Origin of the sequence: Flavobacterium branchiicola, from assembly GCF_018383905.1 — a bacterium.
Taxonomy (GTDB): domain Bacteria; phylum Bacteroidota; class Bacteroidia; order Flavobacteriales; family Flavobacteriaceae; genus Flavobacterium; species Flavobacterium branchiicola.
In genome coordinates, this window is record NZ_JAGYWA010000003.1 from 78,350 (window position 1) to 94,180 (window position 15,831).

General features: G+C 31.8%; 15 protein-coding genes. 12 read left to right on the forward strand and 3 right to left on the reverse strand.

Annotated features, from left to right (window positions below):
* Positions 1-16: 16 nt before the first annotated feature.
* The 3 genes from KHA98_RS07390 to porX form a co-directional block, all read right to left on the reverse strand.
* Positions 17-484, reverse strand: coding sequence for a GNAT family N-acetyltransferase (locus KHA98_RS07390; protein ID WP_213256840.1), 468 nt, complete (start codon positions 482-484; stop codon positions 17-19).
* A gap of 4 nt (positions 485-488) precedes the next feature.
* Positions 489-896 carry a tRNA (adenosine(37)-N6)-threonylcarbamoyltransferase complex ATPase subunit type 1 TsaE gene (tsaE, locus tag KHA98_RS07395; protein ID WP_213256841.1) on the reverse strand — a complete coding sequence of 136 codons (408 nt, stop codon included), beginning with the start codon at positions 894-896 and terminating at the stop codon, positions 489-491.
* 217 nt (positions 897-1,113) lie between these two features.
* Positions 1,114-2,667: a T9SS response regulator signal transducer PorX gene (porX, locus tag KHA98_RS07400; protein WP_213256842.1), complete on the reverse strand. Its 1,554-nt coding sequence runs from the start codon at positions 2,665-2,667 to the stop codon at positions 1,114-1,116.
* Between the two features lie 221 nt (positions 2,668-2,888).
* Here porX and KHA98_RS07405 point away from each other — a divergent pair, with 221 nt between their 5' ends.
* The 12 genes from KHA98_RS07405 (at position 2,889) to KHA98_RS07460 (ending at position 15,694) form a co-directional block, all read left to right on the forward strand.
* A complete protein-coding gene (locus KHA98_RS07405) occupies positions 2,889-4,118 on the forward strand; it encodes an HD domain-containing protein (RefSeq protein WP_213256843.1) in 1,230 nt (409 codons plus the stop codon).
* A 39-nt stretch (positions 4,119-4,157) separates the two neighbouring features.
* Positions 4,158-5,201 (forward strand): UDP-3-O-(3-hydroxymyristoyl)glucosamine N-acyltransferase, encoded by a 1,044-nt coding sequence (gene lpxD, locus KHA98_RS07410; protein ID WP_213256844.1) that lies wholly within the window; start codon positions 4,158-4,160, stop codon positions 5,199-5,201.
* Positions 5,194-6,582 carry a bifunctional UDP-3-O-[3-hydroxymyristoyl] N-acetylglucosamine deacetylase/3-hydroxyacyl-ACP dehydratase gene (locus KHA98_RS07415; RefSeq protein WP_213256845.1) on the forward strand — a complete coding sequence of 463 codons (1,389 nt, stop codon included), beginning with the start codon at positions 5,194-5,196 and terminating at the stop codon, positions 6,580-6,582. The genes lpxD and KHA98_RS07415 overlap by 8 nt, the downstream gene beginning before the upstream one ends.
* Positions 6,583-6,654: 72 nt before the next feature.
* Positions 6,655-7,440 carry an acyl-ACP--UDP-N-acetylglucosamine O-acyltransferase gene (lpxA, locus tag KHA98_RS07420; protein WP_057122992.1) on the forward strand — a complete coding sequence of 262 codons (786 nt, stop codon included), beginning with the start codon at positions 6,655-6,657 and terminating at the stop codon, positions 7,438-7,440.
* A 93-nt stretch (positions 7,441-7,533) separates the two neighbouring features.
* Entirely contained in the window at positions 7,534-8,100 is a 567-nt protein-coding gene (gene efp, locus KHA98_RS07425) for an elongation factor P (protein ID WP_213256847.1), read from the forward strand.
* Positions 8,101-8,220: 120 nt separating this feature from the next.
* Positions 8,221-9,150 carry a UDP-3-O-(3-hydroxymyristoyl)glucosamine N-acyltransferase gene (locus KHA98_RS07430; RefSeq protein ID WP_213256849.1) on the forward strand — a complete coding sequence of 310 codons (930 nt, stop codon included), beginning with the start codon at positions 8,221-8,223 and terminating at the stop codon, positions 9,148-9,150.
* Between the two features lies 1 nt (position 9,151).
* Positions 9,152-9,514: a nuclear transport factor 2 family protein gene (locus KHA98_RS07435; RefSeq protein ID WP_213256851.1), complete on the forward strand. Its 363-nt coding sequence runs from the start codon at positions 9,152-9,154 to the stop codon at positions 9,512-9,514.
* A gap of 86 nt (positions 9,515-9,600) precedes the next feature.
* Complete coding sequence (gene sucD / locus KHA98_RS07440) at positions 9,601-10,473, forward strand: succinate--CoA ligase subunit alpha (RefSeq protein ID WP_213256853.1); 873 nt, start codon at positions 9,601-9,603, stop codon at positions 10,471-10,473.
* Between the two features lie 156 nt (positions 10,474-10,629).
* Entirely contained in the window at positions 10,630-11,058 is a 429-nt protein-coding gene (locus KHA98_RS07445; RefSeq protein WP_213256855.1) for a hypothetical protein, read from the forward strand.
* A gap of 117 nt (positions 11,059-11,175) precedes the next feature.
* Positions 11,176-13,620, forward strand: coding sequence for a T9SS type A sorting domain-containing protein (locus KHA98_RS07450; RefSeq protein WP_213256857.1), 2,445 nt, complete (start codon positions 11,176-11,178; stop codon positions 13,618-13,620).
* Between the two features lie 260 nt (positions 13,621-13,880).
* Positions 13,881-14,492, forward strand: a complete 612-nt coding sequence (locus KHA98_RS07455; RefSeq protein ID WP_213256859.1) for an RNA polymerase sigma factor — start codon at positions 13,881-13,883, stop codon at positions 14,490-14,492.
* Between the two features lie 89 nt (positions 14,493-14,581).
* Positions 14,582-15,694, forward strand: coding sequence for a FecR family protein (locus KHA98_RS07460; RefSeq protein WP_213256861.1), 1,113 nt, complete (start codon positions 14,582-14,584; stop codon positions 15,692-15,694).
* The last annotated feature ends 137 nt before the right edge of the window (positions 15,695-15,831 follow it).

Here is a 15,831-nt window from a genome sequence, read left to right on the forward strand (position 1 = left end):
TACTACAACGCAAATGTTAAGATATCTTTTTCTCCATTTTAATGTCTGCTCTTTCGTAAACACCTGCCTCTAAAGGGATTTCAACGAAACCAAATTTTCGATACAAATGAATTGCCGGAAGTAAAATAGTATTTGAATATAAAAACAACGTTTTGATGCTATTTTCTTTAGCAAAATCGATACAATATTCAAGAAGTTTATTACCAACTCCAAGTCCTTGCGCCTTATCTGAAACAGCCATCTTACTTAACTCAAAAGTTGAATCATTGGTTTTGATTAATGAAACGGTTCCAATAATTTCATTCTGATGTCTGGCATAAAAAATTAATCCACCTTTGTCAATGATTTCTTCTTGCGGATTTGAAAGTGTGATTTTGTCCTTTTCCTCTACTTTAAAATACTTTTCAAGCCAGGCAATATTTAAAGTTTTAATATGCTCTTTTAAATCTGGAGAAAAGGGGATTATTTCTACTGTATTATTCATTGTTTTATGCTAATTCTAAATTTCTTTTCCCATCAGGCAATAACTCAATATTTATAGTAGAATATTCTTCAGGAAGTAAATTAGTGATTTTTTCTGACCATTCTATAAAACACCAGTTTCCGGAATATAGATAATCATCAACTCCCATATCAAGAGCTTCGGTTTCTTTATTTAATCGATAAAAATCAAAATGGTAAACTATTTTGTTATCAGAGGTATAATATTCATTAACTAAAGAAAAGGTTGGACTGCTTGTTGCGTCCTGAACACCTAAACTTTTACATAATTGTTTGATTAAAGTTGTTTTTCCAACTCCCATTTCCCCGTTAAAAAGAATAATTTTTTTAGGATTTGAAGCCAGAATTTTTTCTGCTACTTCCTGAATTTGATCTAAAGAAAAAACGATATTCATTGTGATGTTATTTTTGCCACGAATTTCACGAATTTTATTGAATTATTTTTGCCACAGATTAAAAGATTTTAAAGGATTTTTAATTTGCAGCTTATTTGGGGCTTGCCGTAAAGCGATTTTTTATTGCCACGAATTTCACTAATTAACACTAATTACATTTTTAATATAGAAAGGCTGAAAATTTGTATCAATTCGAGTAATTCGTGGCAATATATCTTTATTTTGGATTAAACACCAGAAAAGGAATAATCATCTCTTCTAATGAAATTCCGCCATGCTGATAAGTGTTTTTGTAATAACTTACATAATGGTTGTAGTTGTTTACATAAGCCAGAAAAAAGTCATTTTTGGCAAAAATAAACGAGCTACTCATGTTTATAGCGGGTAAACCAATAGTTTTAGGTTCTTTTACCACATAAACATCTTTTTGTTCGTAGGTTAAACTACGCCCGGTTTTATAGCGTAAATTCAGACTGGTATTTTTATCTCCAACAACTTTAGACGGGTTTTTTACATTAATAGTTCCGTGATCTGTGGTTAGAATCAATTTAAAACCTAATAATTGTGCCTGCTGGATAATCTCTATCAAAGGAGAGTTTTTAAACCAGCTTAATGTTAATGAGCGATAAGCTTTGTCATCTGAAGCTAATTCTTTAACTACTTCCATTTCAGTTTTTGCATGTGAAAGCATATCTACAAAATTGTAAACAACCGTTACCAAATCATTGCCTTTTAACGCTTTGAAATTTTCTGCGAGTTTTTTTCCGCCTGCAAAATTGGTTATTTTAAAATAATCTTCCTTAATATTTAATCCTAAGCGTTTTAATTGTGCCGAAAGAAATTCAGCTTCGTAAAGATTTTTTCCTCCATCTTCAATATCATTTTTCCAATATTGCGGAAATTGCTTTTCCATTTCAATAGGCAGTAAACCTGAGAAAATAGCATTTCTGGCGTATTGTGTAGCGGTAGGCAAAATAGAGAAATAAGGAACTTCTTTTTCCAGTTTGTAATAATTAGAAACTACAGTTTCAAAAGATTTCCATTGATCGTATCTTAAATTGTCAATTACAACAAATAAAACGGGTTTGTCTTTCTTTTTAAGCTCAGGAACTACTAATTCTTTAAATAAATTATGTGACTGAATTGGTTTATCTGCTTTTGGAGCAAACCAATCTTCGTAATTTCTTTCAATATATTTTCCGAATTGAGAATTGGCTTCTACTTTTTGCGATTCCAGAATTTCAATCATTGCAGTATCGTTGATGTCTTCTAGTTTCAATTCCCAAAAAAGAAGTTTTTTGTACAATTCAACCCAATCTTCATAGGAATTAACCATGGCTAATTCCATTGAAATCTTTCTGAATTCTTTCTGATAATCTAAAGTTGTTTTTTCAGTAATCAATCTGGAATCGTCAAGATTTTTCTTCAAACTCAGTAAAATTTGATTAGGATTTACTGGTTTTATCAGGTAATCGGCTATTTTAGAGCCGATTGCTTCTTCCATTATATATTCTTCCTCACTTTTTGTAATCATAATCATCGGGATGGCCGATTTTTTCTCTTTCATTTCAGAAAGGGTTTCCAAACCGCTCATTCCGGGCATGTTTTCATCAAGAAAAACAATGTCAAAGTTATCTTCTTCAAATAGCGTAATTGCGTCCAGACCGTTGTTACAAGTCGTTACTTCGTAGTTTTTCTTTTCAAGAAATAATATATGAGGCTTTAAAAGATCGATTTCGTCATCGACCCAAAGTATTTTTATCTTATCCATAACAAAATTAATTTTAATGCAATTTAGAAGTATAGAACTTAAAAAGTATTAAAAATAGTATAAATTTCAGAATTTCTATTAGAGATTTAATGATATATTTTTTGTTGAGTTTAGGTAGTAGTTTGATATTCAATAGTATTTAGGATTATTATTTAAGAAAAAAACTCAAAATGATTTGTAGTTATTTAGTTATATTTGTTGACCTAAAAAATAACCAAATAGTGACTCATATCAATAAGTTAAAAATATTCAATGATCCCATTTACGGGTTTATTACCATCCCGAACGAACTTATCTACGACTTAATTCAGCACCCTTATTTTCAGCGTTTACGCCGTATTTCACAAATGGGATTATCGTATTTAGTGTATCCGGGTGCCAATCATACCCGTTTTCATCACGCGCTTGGTTGTATGCATTTAATGCAAAAAGCGATAGATACGCTTCGATTTAAAGATGTTGTCATTTCTGAAGAAGAAGAAAATGCACTATTAATTGCAATTTTACTTCACGATATAGGGCATGGGCCTTTTTCTCACGCAATGGAGAAAAGTATTGTTGAAGATGTGCATCATGAAGCTATTTCGCTTTTGTTTATGAATCAGCTGAATGAAGAGTTTGACGGAAGATTAAGTTTGGCTATTCAGGTTTTTAGAGGAGAATACCACAGAAAATTCATGTTGCAATTGATTTCAAGTCAATTAGATATGGATCGAATGGATTACCTGAAACGTGACAGTTTTTATACAGGAGTTGCAGAAGGAAATGTAAATTCAGAGCGTTTAATTCAGATGATGAATGTTGAAAACGATGTTTTGGTTATTGAGGAAAAAGGAATTTATTCTGTAGAGAAATTTCTACTTTCGAGAAGGTTAATGTATTGGCAGGCTTATTTGCATAAAACAAGTTTAGTAGCCGAATTAATTTTGATGAAAGTTTTAAAAAGAGCAAAAGAACTGACTTTAAAAGGAGTAAAGCTGCCTTGTAGCGAACCGCTTTTGTATTTTATGCAAAACAAAATAGCGCTTGAAGATTTTGATGCCGAAAAGTTAGATTTATTTTCTCAACTAGATGATTTTGACATTATAAGCGCTTTGAAAGCATGGCAAAGACAAGATGATTTTATACTTTCTACTTTAAGTAAAATGATCATTAACAGAGATTTGCTTAAAATAAAGTTAAGTGCAGAGAAAATCCCGGCTGAAGAATCTCAGGTTATGAAAGAAGAGTTTGCAGAAGAACATCATATCTCGCAATCAGAAGCTGGATATTTTATTTTTAGCGGTAAAATAAAAAACCAGGCTTATAGTAAAGAAGCAGAACCGATACGAATTTTGAAAAAAGATAAAACAATTGAGGATGTTGTAGAAGCTTCTGATCAGTTGAATTTGAAATCGTTATCTAAATTGGTGACAAAATATTACATCTGTTTTCCAAAACAACTTATCTAAAATTAACATTTAAAATCTATTTTTTATATTTTTGTCGCGATGAAATTTACAGCAGAACAAATAGCAGGAATTTTAGAAGGAGAAGTTGTTGGGAATCCCAATGCAGAAGTTTCTCGACTATCTAAGATCGAAGAAGGCGAGGAAGGATCACTTACTTTTTTGGCTAATCCTAAATATATCAACTATATATATACAACAAAAGCTTCAGTAACTATAGTTAATGACAGCTTTGTGCCTGAACAGGAAATTACTACAACATTGATAAAGGTTGAAGATGCTTATGCTTCTTTTTCTAAACTTTTACACTTTTATAATCAGGTAAAATTGAACAAAACAGGAATAGAAGCTAATTCTTTTATTTCTGAAGGTACTAAATATGGAGAAAATCTGTATTTAGGAAGTTTTAGTTACGTGGGACAAAATGTAGTGTTAGGTAATAATGTAAAAATATACCCAAACAGTTTTATTGGCGATAATGTTGTTATTGGCGATAATGTGTATATTTTTGCAGGCGCTAAAATTTATTCTGAAACTATAATAGGAAATAATTGTACTATTCATTCAGGAACTATTATTGGTGCAGACGGTTTTGGTTTTGTGCCAAATGAAGAAGGTGTTTACAGCAAAGTTCCTCAAATCGGGAATGTTGTTATAGAAGATAATGTAGATATTGGTGCAAATACAACAATAGACAGAGCAACTCTGGGTTCTACAATTATTAGAAACGGAGTTAAATTAGACAATCAGATTCAGATTGCTCACAATGTAGAAATTGGTAAAAATACCGTTATTGCAGCCCAATCTGGTGTTGCAGGTTCTACTAAAATTGGAGAAAACTGTATGATTGGCGGGCAAGTTGGTATCGCAGGCCACTTAATTATAGGAAATAATGTTAGACTTCAGGCGCAGTCTGGTGTAGCAAGAAACATTAAAGATGGCGAGATTCTGCAAGGAACTCCATCACTTGGATATACAGATTTTAATAAATCGTATGTTCATTTTAAAAACTTCCCTAAAATTGTAGCCGAAGTTGAAGAATTAAAGAAACAAATAATAAACCCAAAAAATGGAAATAATGGTTAAACAGAAGACCATCAAAAATGAAATTTCACTAACAGGAGTTGGATTACATACTGGAAAAGAAGTTACAATGACTTTTAAACCTGCTCCTATTAATAATGGTTTCACTTTTATAAGAGTAGATTTGCAAGGTCAACCAGTCATTGAGGCTGATGCTAATTATGTTGTTAATACCCAAAGAGGTACCAATTTAGAGAAATTAGGTGTAAAAATTCAGACTCCGGAGCACGTTTTGGCTGCATTAGTTGGCTGTGATCTGGATAATGTTATCATAGAATTGAATGCTTCAGAACTTCCAATTATGGATGGTTCATCAAAATATTTTGTTGAAGCAATCGAAAACGCAGGAATCGAAGAACAAGACGCTAAACGTAATGTATATGTTGTAAAAGAAGTTATTTCGTTTACAGATGAAACTACAGGAAGCGAAATCCTTGTAATGCCAAGTGATGATTATCAGGTAACTGCAATGGTTGATTTTGGTACTAAAGTTTTAGGTACTCAAAATGCTACAATGAAAAGTATTGCCGATTTTAAAGACGAAATTGCAAATTCAAGAACTTTTAGTTTCTTGCATGAGTTAGAATCTTTATTAGAGCACGGACTTATAAAAGGTGGAGATTTAAATAATGCTATTGTATACGTAGATAAAGAAATATCTGAAGCTACAATGGAAAATTTAAAGAAAGCTTTTGGAAAAGATAAAATATCTGTTAAACCAAACGGAGTTTTAGATAATCTCACTTTACATTACCCAAATGAAGCTGCAAGACACAAATTGCTTGATGTTGTTGGAGATTTATCTTTAATTGGAGTTAGAATTCAAGGAAAGATTATTGCTAACAAACCAGGGCATTATGTAAACACTCAGTTTGCTAAAAAATTAGCAAAAATTATCAAAATTGAACAAAGAAATCATGTTCCGGTTTACGATCTAAATCAGGAGCCATTGATGGATATTCATAAAATTATGGCTGTTTTGCCACACAGACCTCCATTTTTATTAATTGACAGAATTATAGAAATGTCTGACAGTCATGTTGTGGGAATGAAAAATGTTACAATGAATGAAAATTTCTTTGTTGGACATTTTCCTGAAGCACCAGTTATGCCGGGAGTTTTAATTGTTGAAGCAATGGCACAAACAGGAGGGATCTTAGTTTTAAGTACAGTTCCGGATCCTGAAAATTATTTAACTTATTTCATGAAAATTGATAATGTTAAATTCAAACACAAAGTATTGCCGGGTGATACGTTAATTTTCAAATGTGAATTGATTTCTCCTATCAGAAGAGGGATCTGTCATATGCAGGCAAATGCATACGCAAACGGAAAATTAGTGACCGAGGCAGAATTAATGGCACAAATTGCAAGAAAGCAATAATTAATCAAATTTATTGTTTAGGTTTGTTGCCCTCGAATTAGATTATTTTAATTTAAAATATAAAACATACAGATGAATCAACCATTAGCATATGTTCATCCTGGCGCTAAAATCGCTAAAAACGTTGTAATTGAGCCTTTTACAACAATTCACAATAATGTTGTTATTGGTGATGGTACATGGATTGGTTCAAATGTGACCATCATGGAAGGTGCTCGTATTGGTAAAAATTGCAATATTTTTCCAGGAGCAGTTATTTCTGCGGTGCCACAAGATTTAAAATTTGGCGGAGAAGATTCTCTTGCTATCATTGGAGATAACTGTACAATTAGAGAATGTGTAACTATTAATAGAGGTACAGTAGCATCTGGACAAACTATTCTTGGAAACAATTGTCTGGTTATGGCTTATGCTCACATTGCTCACGATTGCGAAATTGGTAACAATGCAATTATTGTAAATGGTGTTGCTTTGGCAGGACACGTTGTTGTAGGTAATCATGCCGTAATTGGTGGTTTGGCTGCAATTCACCAGTTTATTCATATTGGAGATCATGCAATGATTTCTGGTGGATCTTTGGTAAGAAAAGATGTACCACCCTATACAAAAGCAGCAAAAGAGCCTTTGTCTTATGTTGGAATTAATTCAGTTGGATTAAGAAGAAGAGGATTTACTACTGAGAAAATCAGAGAAATTCAGGAAATCTACAGAATCTTATATCAAAAAAATTACAATACGACACAAGCTTTAAGTATTATTGAAGCGGAAATGGAAGCTACTCCTGAGAGAGATGAAATTCTGGACTTTATCAGAAATTCATCAAGAGGAATCATGAAAGGTTATTCAGGAAACTATTAAAAGTAAAAATTTTAATCGTTCATTTGTTTAATCGTCTAATCGAAACAAATAAACGGTTAAACGATTAAACAATATAAAATAAAACAAAAACAAATGGCATCTACATCAGATATTAGAAACGGATTGTGTATTAAATTTAATCACGATATCTACAAAATAGTAGAATTTCTTCACGTAAAACCTGGAAAAGGTCCAGCTTTCGTTAGAACGAAATTAAGAAGTTTAACTACAGGAAGAATATTAGACAATACATTTTCTGCAGGACACAAAATTGAAGACGTGCGTGTAGAAACGCATAATTACCAATTTTTATATGCTGAAGGAGATGAGTTTCATTTTATGAATACAGAATCTTTTGAGCAAATTTCTTTGAATAAAAATATTCTGGATGCTCCGGATTTACTGAAAGAAGGAACAAGCGTAATGGTTCAGGTAAATACAGAAACAGATTTACCATTATCAGTAGATATGCCATCTTCTGTAGTTCTTGAAGTTACTTACGCAGAGCCGGGAGTAAAAGGAAATACTGCAACAAACGCAACAAAATCTGCTACAGTTGAGACAGGGGCAACTATCAACGTTCCTTTGTTTATCAACGAAGGTGATAAAGTTAAAATTGATACAGCTTCAGGTTCTTACATGGAACGTGTAAAAGAGTAATCTTTTAATTAAGATAATTTGACAATGAGTCAATTAGATAATTTGTGGATTGGCAAAATTTTGTATATTCATATTCTAATTGACTCATTTTCTAATTTATACATTTACTAATCAAAAAATATGAAATTTCCGAAGATTTATTCTTTACAAGAAATTGCAAGTTTGCTTAATTGCGAATTTATAGGAGATAAAGACTTTCCGGTTTCAGGCATGAACGAAATACATGTTGTAGAAGCAGGAGATATAGTTTTTGTTGACCATCCAAAATACTACGATAAAGCTTTACAATCGGCTGCTACTATTGTTTTAATTAATAAAAAAGTAGATTGTCCGGAAGGTAAAGCACTTTTAATTTCTGATGATCCATTCAGAGATTTTAACGTTTTAACCAGACATTTTAAACCTTTTCAATTTGCAAATGTTGCCATTTCAACTTCTGCAGAAATTGGTGAGGGCACTTTAATTCAACCTAATAGTTTTGTTGGTAATCATGTCAAAATAGGTAAAAACTGCCTGATACATTCTAATGTTTCCATTTACGATCATACTGTAATTGGCGACAATGTAATTATTCACGCAGGAACCATTTTGGGTGCTGATGCATTTTATTACAAAAAACGTCTGGAGGGCTTTGATCAGTTAATTTCAGGAGGTAGAGTAGTTATTGAAAATAACGTTGGAATCGGAGCACTTTGTACTATCGATAAAGGGGTTACCGGAGATACTACAATTGGCGAAGGAACCAAATTAGACAATCAGGTGCATGTTGGACACGATACTGTTATTGGAAAAAAATGTTTAATTGCATCGCAAACCGGTATTGCTGGTTGTGTTGTTATTGAAGATGAAGTTACCATTTGGGGACAGGTAGGTACAACCAGCGGAATCACGATAGGAGCGAAGGCTGTTATTATGGGACAAACGGGTGTTACAAAATCGGTTGAAGGTGGAAAATCTTATTTTGGAACTCCAATCGAAGAATCAAGAGAAAAGTTGAAGCAATTGGCCAATATCAAAAAGATTCCTGAAATTCTAAATAAATTGAAATAATATGTCTATTAAAGAATTTGTTCAAAAATTTTATAAGTCAGATGCCCTAATTGATAGCGAAATTCTTAAAACGTATTTGCATCCTGATGTTTTATTAGATTGGAATAGCAGCAAAGGATTAATTCAGATGAATTATGATTCGATGCTTGAAATGGCCAATGAGCTTAACCGAGCATATGTGCGTTCTAAAGTTAGAATTAGCCATATTCTTGCAGAAGACGATTTAGTTTCTATTCGTTATTCGCATTTCGTAAAGACAATTGAAAATCCAAGAGAAGAGATGTTATTAGCTCATTTTTCGACGATTTGGCAAATAAAAGATGATAAACTTTATAGAGGTTATCAGATGAGTCAATTTTCTTAATATTTTTTTGACAATAAAGAGGCAAAAATAGATTACAAAACCTTATTTTTGCATCACAATTTTAAAAACTACATAAAATATATATCATGAGTGTTTTAGTTAATAAAGATTCCAAAATAATTGTTCAGGGATTTACAGGAAGCGAAGGAACTTTCCACGCTTCTCAAATGATTGAGTACGGTACTAATGTTGTTGGTGGTGTTACTCCGGGTAAAGGAGGAACAAGCCATTTAGAGCGTCCGGTTTTTAATACAGTAAAAGATGCTGTTGATCAAGCTGGTGCTGATACTTCTATCATTTTTGTTCCGCCAGCTTTTGCTGCTGATGCAATTATGGAAGCTGCTGATGCGGGAATTAAAGTAATTATTGCTATTACAGAAGGAATTCCTGTAGCAGATATGATTAAAGCAAATAATTATGTTAAAGAAAGAAATTCTAGATTAATTGGTCCAAACTGTCCAGGTGTAATTACTCCGGGTGAAGCTAAAGTTGGTATTATGCCAGGTTTCGTTTTCAAAAAAGGAACTGTTGGAATCGTATCTAAATCTGGAACTTTAACTTACGAAGCTGCTGACCAGGTTGTAAAACAAGGTTTAGGAATCACTACAGCTATTGGTATTGGTGGAGATCCAATTATTGGAACTACAACTAAAGAAGCTGTTGAATTATTAATGAATGACCCAGAAACTGAAGTAATCATTATGATTGGTGAAATTGGAGGTCAACTTGAGGCTGATGCTGCAAGATGGGTAAAAGCGGATGGTAACCGTAAACCAGTTATTGGTTTTATCGCTGGAGAAACTGCTCCTGCTGGTAGAACAATGGGTCACGCAGGTGCTATTGTTGGTGGTTCTGATGATACAGCTGCTGCTAAAAAACAAATCATGAGAGACAACGGAATTCACGTTGTTGATTCACCAGCTGAAATTGGTAAAAAAGTAAAAGAAGTACTTGGATAATCTTCAAGTCTCGAAATAATAAAATTCCAAAAAAGTCTCAATATTTACTTGAGACTTTTTTCCATTTTAAAATACTGAGGTATAAATAGAAAAATCTTAGCATCTTTGTCCCGATAGCTATCGGGATAGTATTTTAAGAAGCATAAAACAAAAAATATGAGTAAAGATTTAGAAAAATTTAAAGTAAGCAACAGTTTTACTTTTACAATTGAAGATAGTTTAGAGCAAGTTTGTAACGCTCCGGAAGGAAGCGCTGGAATTTTTGTAGTTTACGCTGTTGAAGGAGCTGAAAAAGAATTGATCATGGTTGGTTCTACAGGAACTGTTCAAAATGACGGAACTTTAAAAAGCAAAAATGGCGGACTTTATGATAAAATTGTAAACGGACACCAATTTGCAAAAACGGGAAGAAAATATTCCTGGCCAGCGCAAATGAAATTAGAAAGTATTGACGCTCTTGAAGTAGTTTGGTACGAAACATTTAATGCAGATGCAAAAGCAATTCCAACTGCAGTTGAAGGACAGGTTTTACAAAACTTCTTAGACGCAAGTGGAAAATTGCCAAGATGGAATGTGGCATTCTAATCCGATAGAAAAAAACTCTCTGAAGCCTTATTTTAATTAGTAAGGCTTTTTTTATGTTTTTATTTGTTTTGTGTTTTTGGTTTTATATATTTAAGCACCAAAAAACAAACTAAACCTATGATAAAGAACTACTTGTTATTACTGACTTTGTGCATTTTTTCTTCGGTTAATTCGCAAATTATTTCTTTTACTGATGCTAATTTTAAGACCAAACTGCTTCAGGCAAATGCAAATAATACAACTGCCAAAAATTTGAGTTCTAATTATTTTACAATAGATTCTAATAGTAATGGAGAAATTGAAACAGATGAAGCTTTAAACGTTACTTATTTAGATTTAAAGAATTTCAATATTACATCATTAGATGAATTGAAAAACTTTACTAATTTAAAACAATTAGATTGCTCCACAAACAATCTTAATTCTTTAGATCTTACTGGTTTAAATAAACTAGAGAGGTTAAATTGTAGCTTTAATTCAATTAGTCTTTTAAACCTTTCAGATTTAAACAAGATTAGTAGTCTTGTTTGTCACAATAACAAACTTACTTCACTGAATCTTCTGAATCTCACGAGTCTTGCTATATTTGAAGGGAACAATAATAATTTAAGTAGTTTGGACCTTTCAAATAGTTTAATACTACAAGAACTGGTTTGTTATAAAAATGAACTTACGGAATTAAAATTACCAAACTCTGTTTATTTGTGGTTTTTAAAATGCGCTGAGAATTTATTAACCACTTTAGATATTGCAAAATTAGACGGACTTCGATATTTTGATTTTTGGAATAATAAAATAGAAACTATTGATTTTTCAAATTCTAAAAAACTTACAGACTGTTATGGAGGAATAAACCCGCTAACCTCTGTTGATTTATCTAATTCCGAACTTTTAAAAGCGTTATGGATAGGACATACAGCTATTAAAACTTTAGATATAAGTAATTTGAAAAATTTAAAAGATGTAAATATTTCAGATTGTCCCAACTTAGAGTTTCTTAATATAAAAAACGGAACTACGAAAAATTTCGATTTTTTAGAAAGTGCTTTAACTTCACTGGGGTATAATGGCCAAAATTTATCAAATTGTCCCAATCTTCAATATATTTGTGATGAAGAATCTAATTTGACGTTTGTTACAGAAAAAATAGCGTCCTATCAATATACAAATTGTTTAGTTGGAAATTATTGTTCATTTGAGCCAGGTGGGGTAAGCTATACATTTCAGGGTAAAAATCAAATTGACATTGATAATAACGGCTGTGATGCTGCCGATATTGGAATTCCGTACTTAAATTTTTCAATTTTAAACGGCAGTAAACGAGAAAATTTTAGTGCTGATGCAAATGGAGCATATTCTTTTAAGCTTCTTGAAGGTTCATATAAAATTGTTCCGGTTATTGAAAATGAAAACTATTTTACTATTTCACCGGCTTCAGTAGATATTGTTTTTCCAGCACAGATAAGTCCTTTAAATCAAGATTTTTGTATAGTGCCAAATGGACTGCATAACGATTTAGAAGTAAATATTCTGCCAATTGAAGATGCAAGACCGGGTTTTGATGTAAAGTATAAAATCATTTTTAAGAATAAAGGAACCGTTACACAATCAGGTAAAATTAATCTTGTCTTTGATGGTTCTGTTTTAGATTTAATAGCTACCAGTCTTCCGATTTCAAATCAAACACCAAATAATTTAATTTGGGATTTCTCTAATTTAAAGCCTTATGAATCTAAAGAAATTGCAATAACATTTAACGTAAACGCTCCTACAGAAACCCCAGCAGTAAATATTGATGATGTTTTAAAATATAACGTAGCTTTAATTCTTTCTGAAACTGACGAAACACCATTAGATAATACTTTTGAATTTAACCAAAAAGTTGTAGGATCATATGATCCAAATGATAAAACCTGTTTAGAAGGAAACGTTATAAAACCGGAATTAATTGGACAATATGTACATTATATGATTCGGTTTGAAAATACAGGAAATTATCCAGCAGAAAATATTGTAGTAAAAGATTTGATTGATTTGTCAAAATTTGATATTTCAACTTTAGTTCCAACAAGTTCAAGTCATTCTTTTGCAACAAAAATTTCTGATGGTAACAAAGTAGAATTTATTTTCGAAAATATTAATCTTCCTTATGATGATGCTAATAATGACGGATATATTGCTTTTAAAATAAAAACATTACCGACTTTGAAAGTAGGGGATTCATTTACAAACGAAGCTAATATTTATTTTGATTACAATTTTCCGATTTTAACCAATAACGCGACTTCTACTTTTAAAACATTAAGTGTACAGGATTTTCAATTTTCTGACTATTTAGGTATTCATCCAAATCCGGTAAAAGGAATTCTAAATGTTGATTCAAAAAATGAAATTGAAAAACAAGCAATGTATGTTTATGACATATTGGGGCAGTTGATTATTGCTGTTCCTGATGCAACGAATACTTCAAAAATCGATGTTTCGAAATTAAAAACTGGGAACTACATCTTAAAAGTTAAAACTAATAAAGGAATTTCAAATATTAAGTTTATTAAAAAATAGACTAATAATATATCGAGTAAAATCTTGTTAAATTGGTTTGGTAAAATTAATATATAATTTAATTTTTCGTCTAAACCCCTTTTAAATCAGTAAAAAGAGACAGTTTTGTACGTTACGAAACTGTCTCTTTTGTGTAAAATAATTGTTTTTGTATTTTTGCTTTTATATATTTAACGCACAAAATGAAAGGATAATGTTAAAAAACTATATTCTTTGTATTGTTTAATAGCTTTTTTAAAAGAATACTACTCCAAATCAAGATGAAGACTACAACTTTGCAATTTAATGTTTTTGATGATAATACGCTTTGGAATAATTTGATCAATGGTGATGAAAAGTCGTTTTCATTGTTATTTGAGCGCTATTATGCAGATCTGGTTCGTTATGGAAACTCTCTTTCTCCAAACGAAGAAAAAGTGCAGGATTGTATTCAGGATGTATTTACAGATATTTGGGTGTATCGAAATTCACTACAAAGTACAGTAGTTGTAAAAGCGTATTTATTATCCAGTGTTCGTAAAAGAATTGCGCGTTTATATGAGCGTGATCACATTTTTAGAAAAACCACAAGCACAGATTCAATTGCCTTTCTTTTGGAGTTTTCTGTAGAGCATGATCTTATTGATGATGACTATGCTGCTAAAGAAAAAGTGCTTCATTTGAATAAATTATTAAACGATTTACCAGCCAGACAGAAAGAAGCGATCTATCTTCGTTACCATCAGGGGTTAACTGTGGAGCAAATTGCAGAGATGCTGGATGTAAATTATCAATCGGCAAGTAATTTGTTACACCGCGGTTTACTTAGTCTTCGCAAAGAATGGAAGGGTACTTTTTCCTTATTTCTTCTTTTGTCTGCAAGTAGTTTTTAATTTTATTTAAAAAAAATTAAAAAAAATCACAATTTGGTGAGTATATAATAAGAGTGCTGTCCTCTATGTTTTTGTAACCTTATTTTTAGATGCAAAAACGTAATACATATACCCAAATTGAAGATTTTTTATCTGACGAGTCATTTCAGGCCTGGATTTTATTTAAAACAGATGAAGATGGCTGGGAAGAATGGACTCTTGAAAGCCTTCAGCGTGCTAAATTAGTAGAAGATGCAAGATTATTGCTTCTTGCTATGAAAGTGCCGGAAAAAGAATTCTCGGCCTCTGATATTCACAGAGCGTTGCAAAATACCTGGCTTAAAATTCGTGAGAAAGAAAACAAAAAAACGGTTCAGGGCTTTAAAATCAATTTCTTTAGAAAACACTTTCTTTCTGGTGTAGCAGCAACATTATTTATTTGTCTTGGTTCGGCCTGGATTTATAATACTTATTTTAAATCAACCAACAATGTTATTACTTACAACGAGTTGGTTAGTGAGGATAGTGAAGGATTGGTGGAACAAACTAATAATTCAGGTAAACCTCAAATTATTACACTTTCTGATGGAAGTTCTGTTTTACTTCAGCCAAATAGTAAATTAAGCTATCCTAAAATTTTTATCGGAAACGAACGAAAAGTATATTTATCAGGAGAGGGCTTTTTTGAAATTAGTAAAAATCCGAAGAAACCATTTTTTGTTTACGCCAACGAAATTGTCACAAAAGTTGTGGGAACCAGTTTTAGAGTAAAAGCTTACTCAGATATGCCAGACGTTGAAGTTCTGGTACGAACAGGTAAAGTAAAAGTAAAATCGAATGATTTAATTGCTAAATCAGATCATAAAGAAATTGTTTTATTACCCAATCAGGCGCTTCGGTTTCAGAGAAGTGATTTAAAGTTTAAGAAAATCACAGACATTACACAAGATGTTGTACTAACCAAGAGTGTAGGGAATATAGAGCAGTTAAGTTTTGAATTTAATGATATTCCGGTTTCTCAGATTTTTGAAACAATTGAGCAAGCCTATCTCGTCGATATCGATTATCCAAAAAGTAAATTAATCGATTGCCATTTGACAACCTCTTTAAGCGATCAGCCCTTGACTGAAAAACTAAAAATTGTCTGTAAAAGCCTCGGAAACAATACCAATTTCGAGATGAATGGAAATCAGATTACGATAACTTCAGACGGATGTAACTAATTTTTTGGTGTAACTGTAATTACACTGCCAGAATTTTTATTTCCAATCAATAATTTTTTTAAAGTAAATCTGTCATTTTTCTATAAAAATGTCAAGAATTTCTTTTTTAATTTTTCAAAATTATAAACTATAACCAA

Bases quoted from the DNA above. Each gene is read 5' to 3' on its own strand.
- KHA98_RS07390 (WP_213256840.1), bottom strand. From the start codon at position 484: ATGAATAATACAGTAGAAATAATCCCCTTTTCTCCAGATTTAAAAGAG.
- tsaE (WP_213256841.1), bottom strand. From the start codon at position 896: ATGAATATCGTTTTTTCTTTAGATCAAATTCAGGAAGTAGCAGAAAAA.
- porX (WP_213256842.1), bottom strand. From the start codon at position 2,667: ATGGATAAGATAAAAATACTTTGGGTCGATGACGAAATCGATCTTTTA.
- lpxD (WP_213256844.1), top strand. From the start codon at position 4,158: ATGAAATTTACAGCAGAACAAATAGCAGGAATTTTAGAAGGAGAAGTT.
- KHA98_RS07415 (WP_213256845.1), top strand. From the start codon at position 5,194: ATGGTTAAACAGAAGACCATCAAAAATGAAATTTCACTAACAGGAGTT.
- lpxA (WP_057122992.1), top strand. From the start codon at position 6,655: ATGAATCAACCATTAGCATATGTTCATCCTGGCGCTAAAATCGCTAAA.
- efp (WP_213256847.1), top strand. From the start codon at position 7,534: ATGGCATCTACATCAGATATTAGAAACGGATTGTGTATTAAATTTAAT.
- KHA98_RS07430 (WP_213256849.1), top strand. From the start codon at position 8,221: ATGAAATTTCCGAAGATTTATTCTTTACAAGAAATTGCAAGTTTGCTT.
- KHA98_RS07435 (WP_213256851.1), top strand. From the start codon at position 9,152: ATGTCTATTAAAGAATTTGTTCAAAAATTTTATAAGTCAGATGCCCTA.
- sucD (WP_213256853.1), top strand. From the start codon at position 9,601: ATGAGTGTTTTAGTTAATAAAGATTCCAAAATAATTGTTCAGGGATTT.
- KHA98_RS07445 (WP_213256855.1), top strand. From the start codon at position 10,630: ATGAGTAAAGATTTAGAAAAATTTAAAGTAAGCAACAGTTTTACTTTT.
- KHA98_RS07450 (WP_213256857.1), top strand. From the start codon at position 11,176: ATGATAAAGAACTACTTGTTATTACTGACTTTGTGCATTTTTTCTTCG.
- KHA98_RS07455 (WP_213256859.1), top strand. From the start codon at position 13,881: ATGAAGACTACAACTTTGCAATTTAATGTTTTTGATGATAATACGCTT.
- KHA98_RS07460 (WP_213256861.1), top strand. From the start codon at position 14,582: ATGCAAAAACGTAATACATATACCCAAATTGAAGATTTTTTATCTGAC.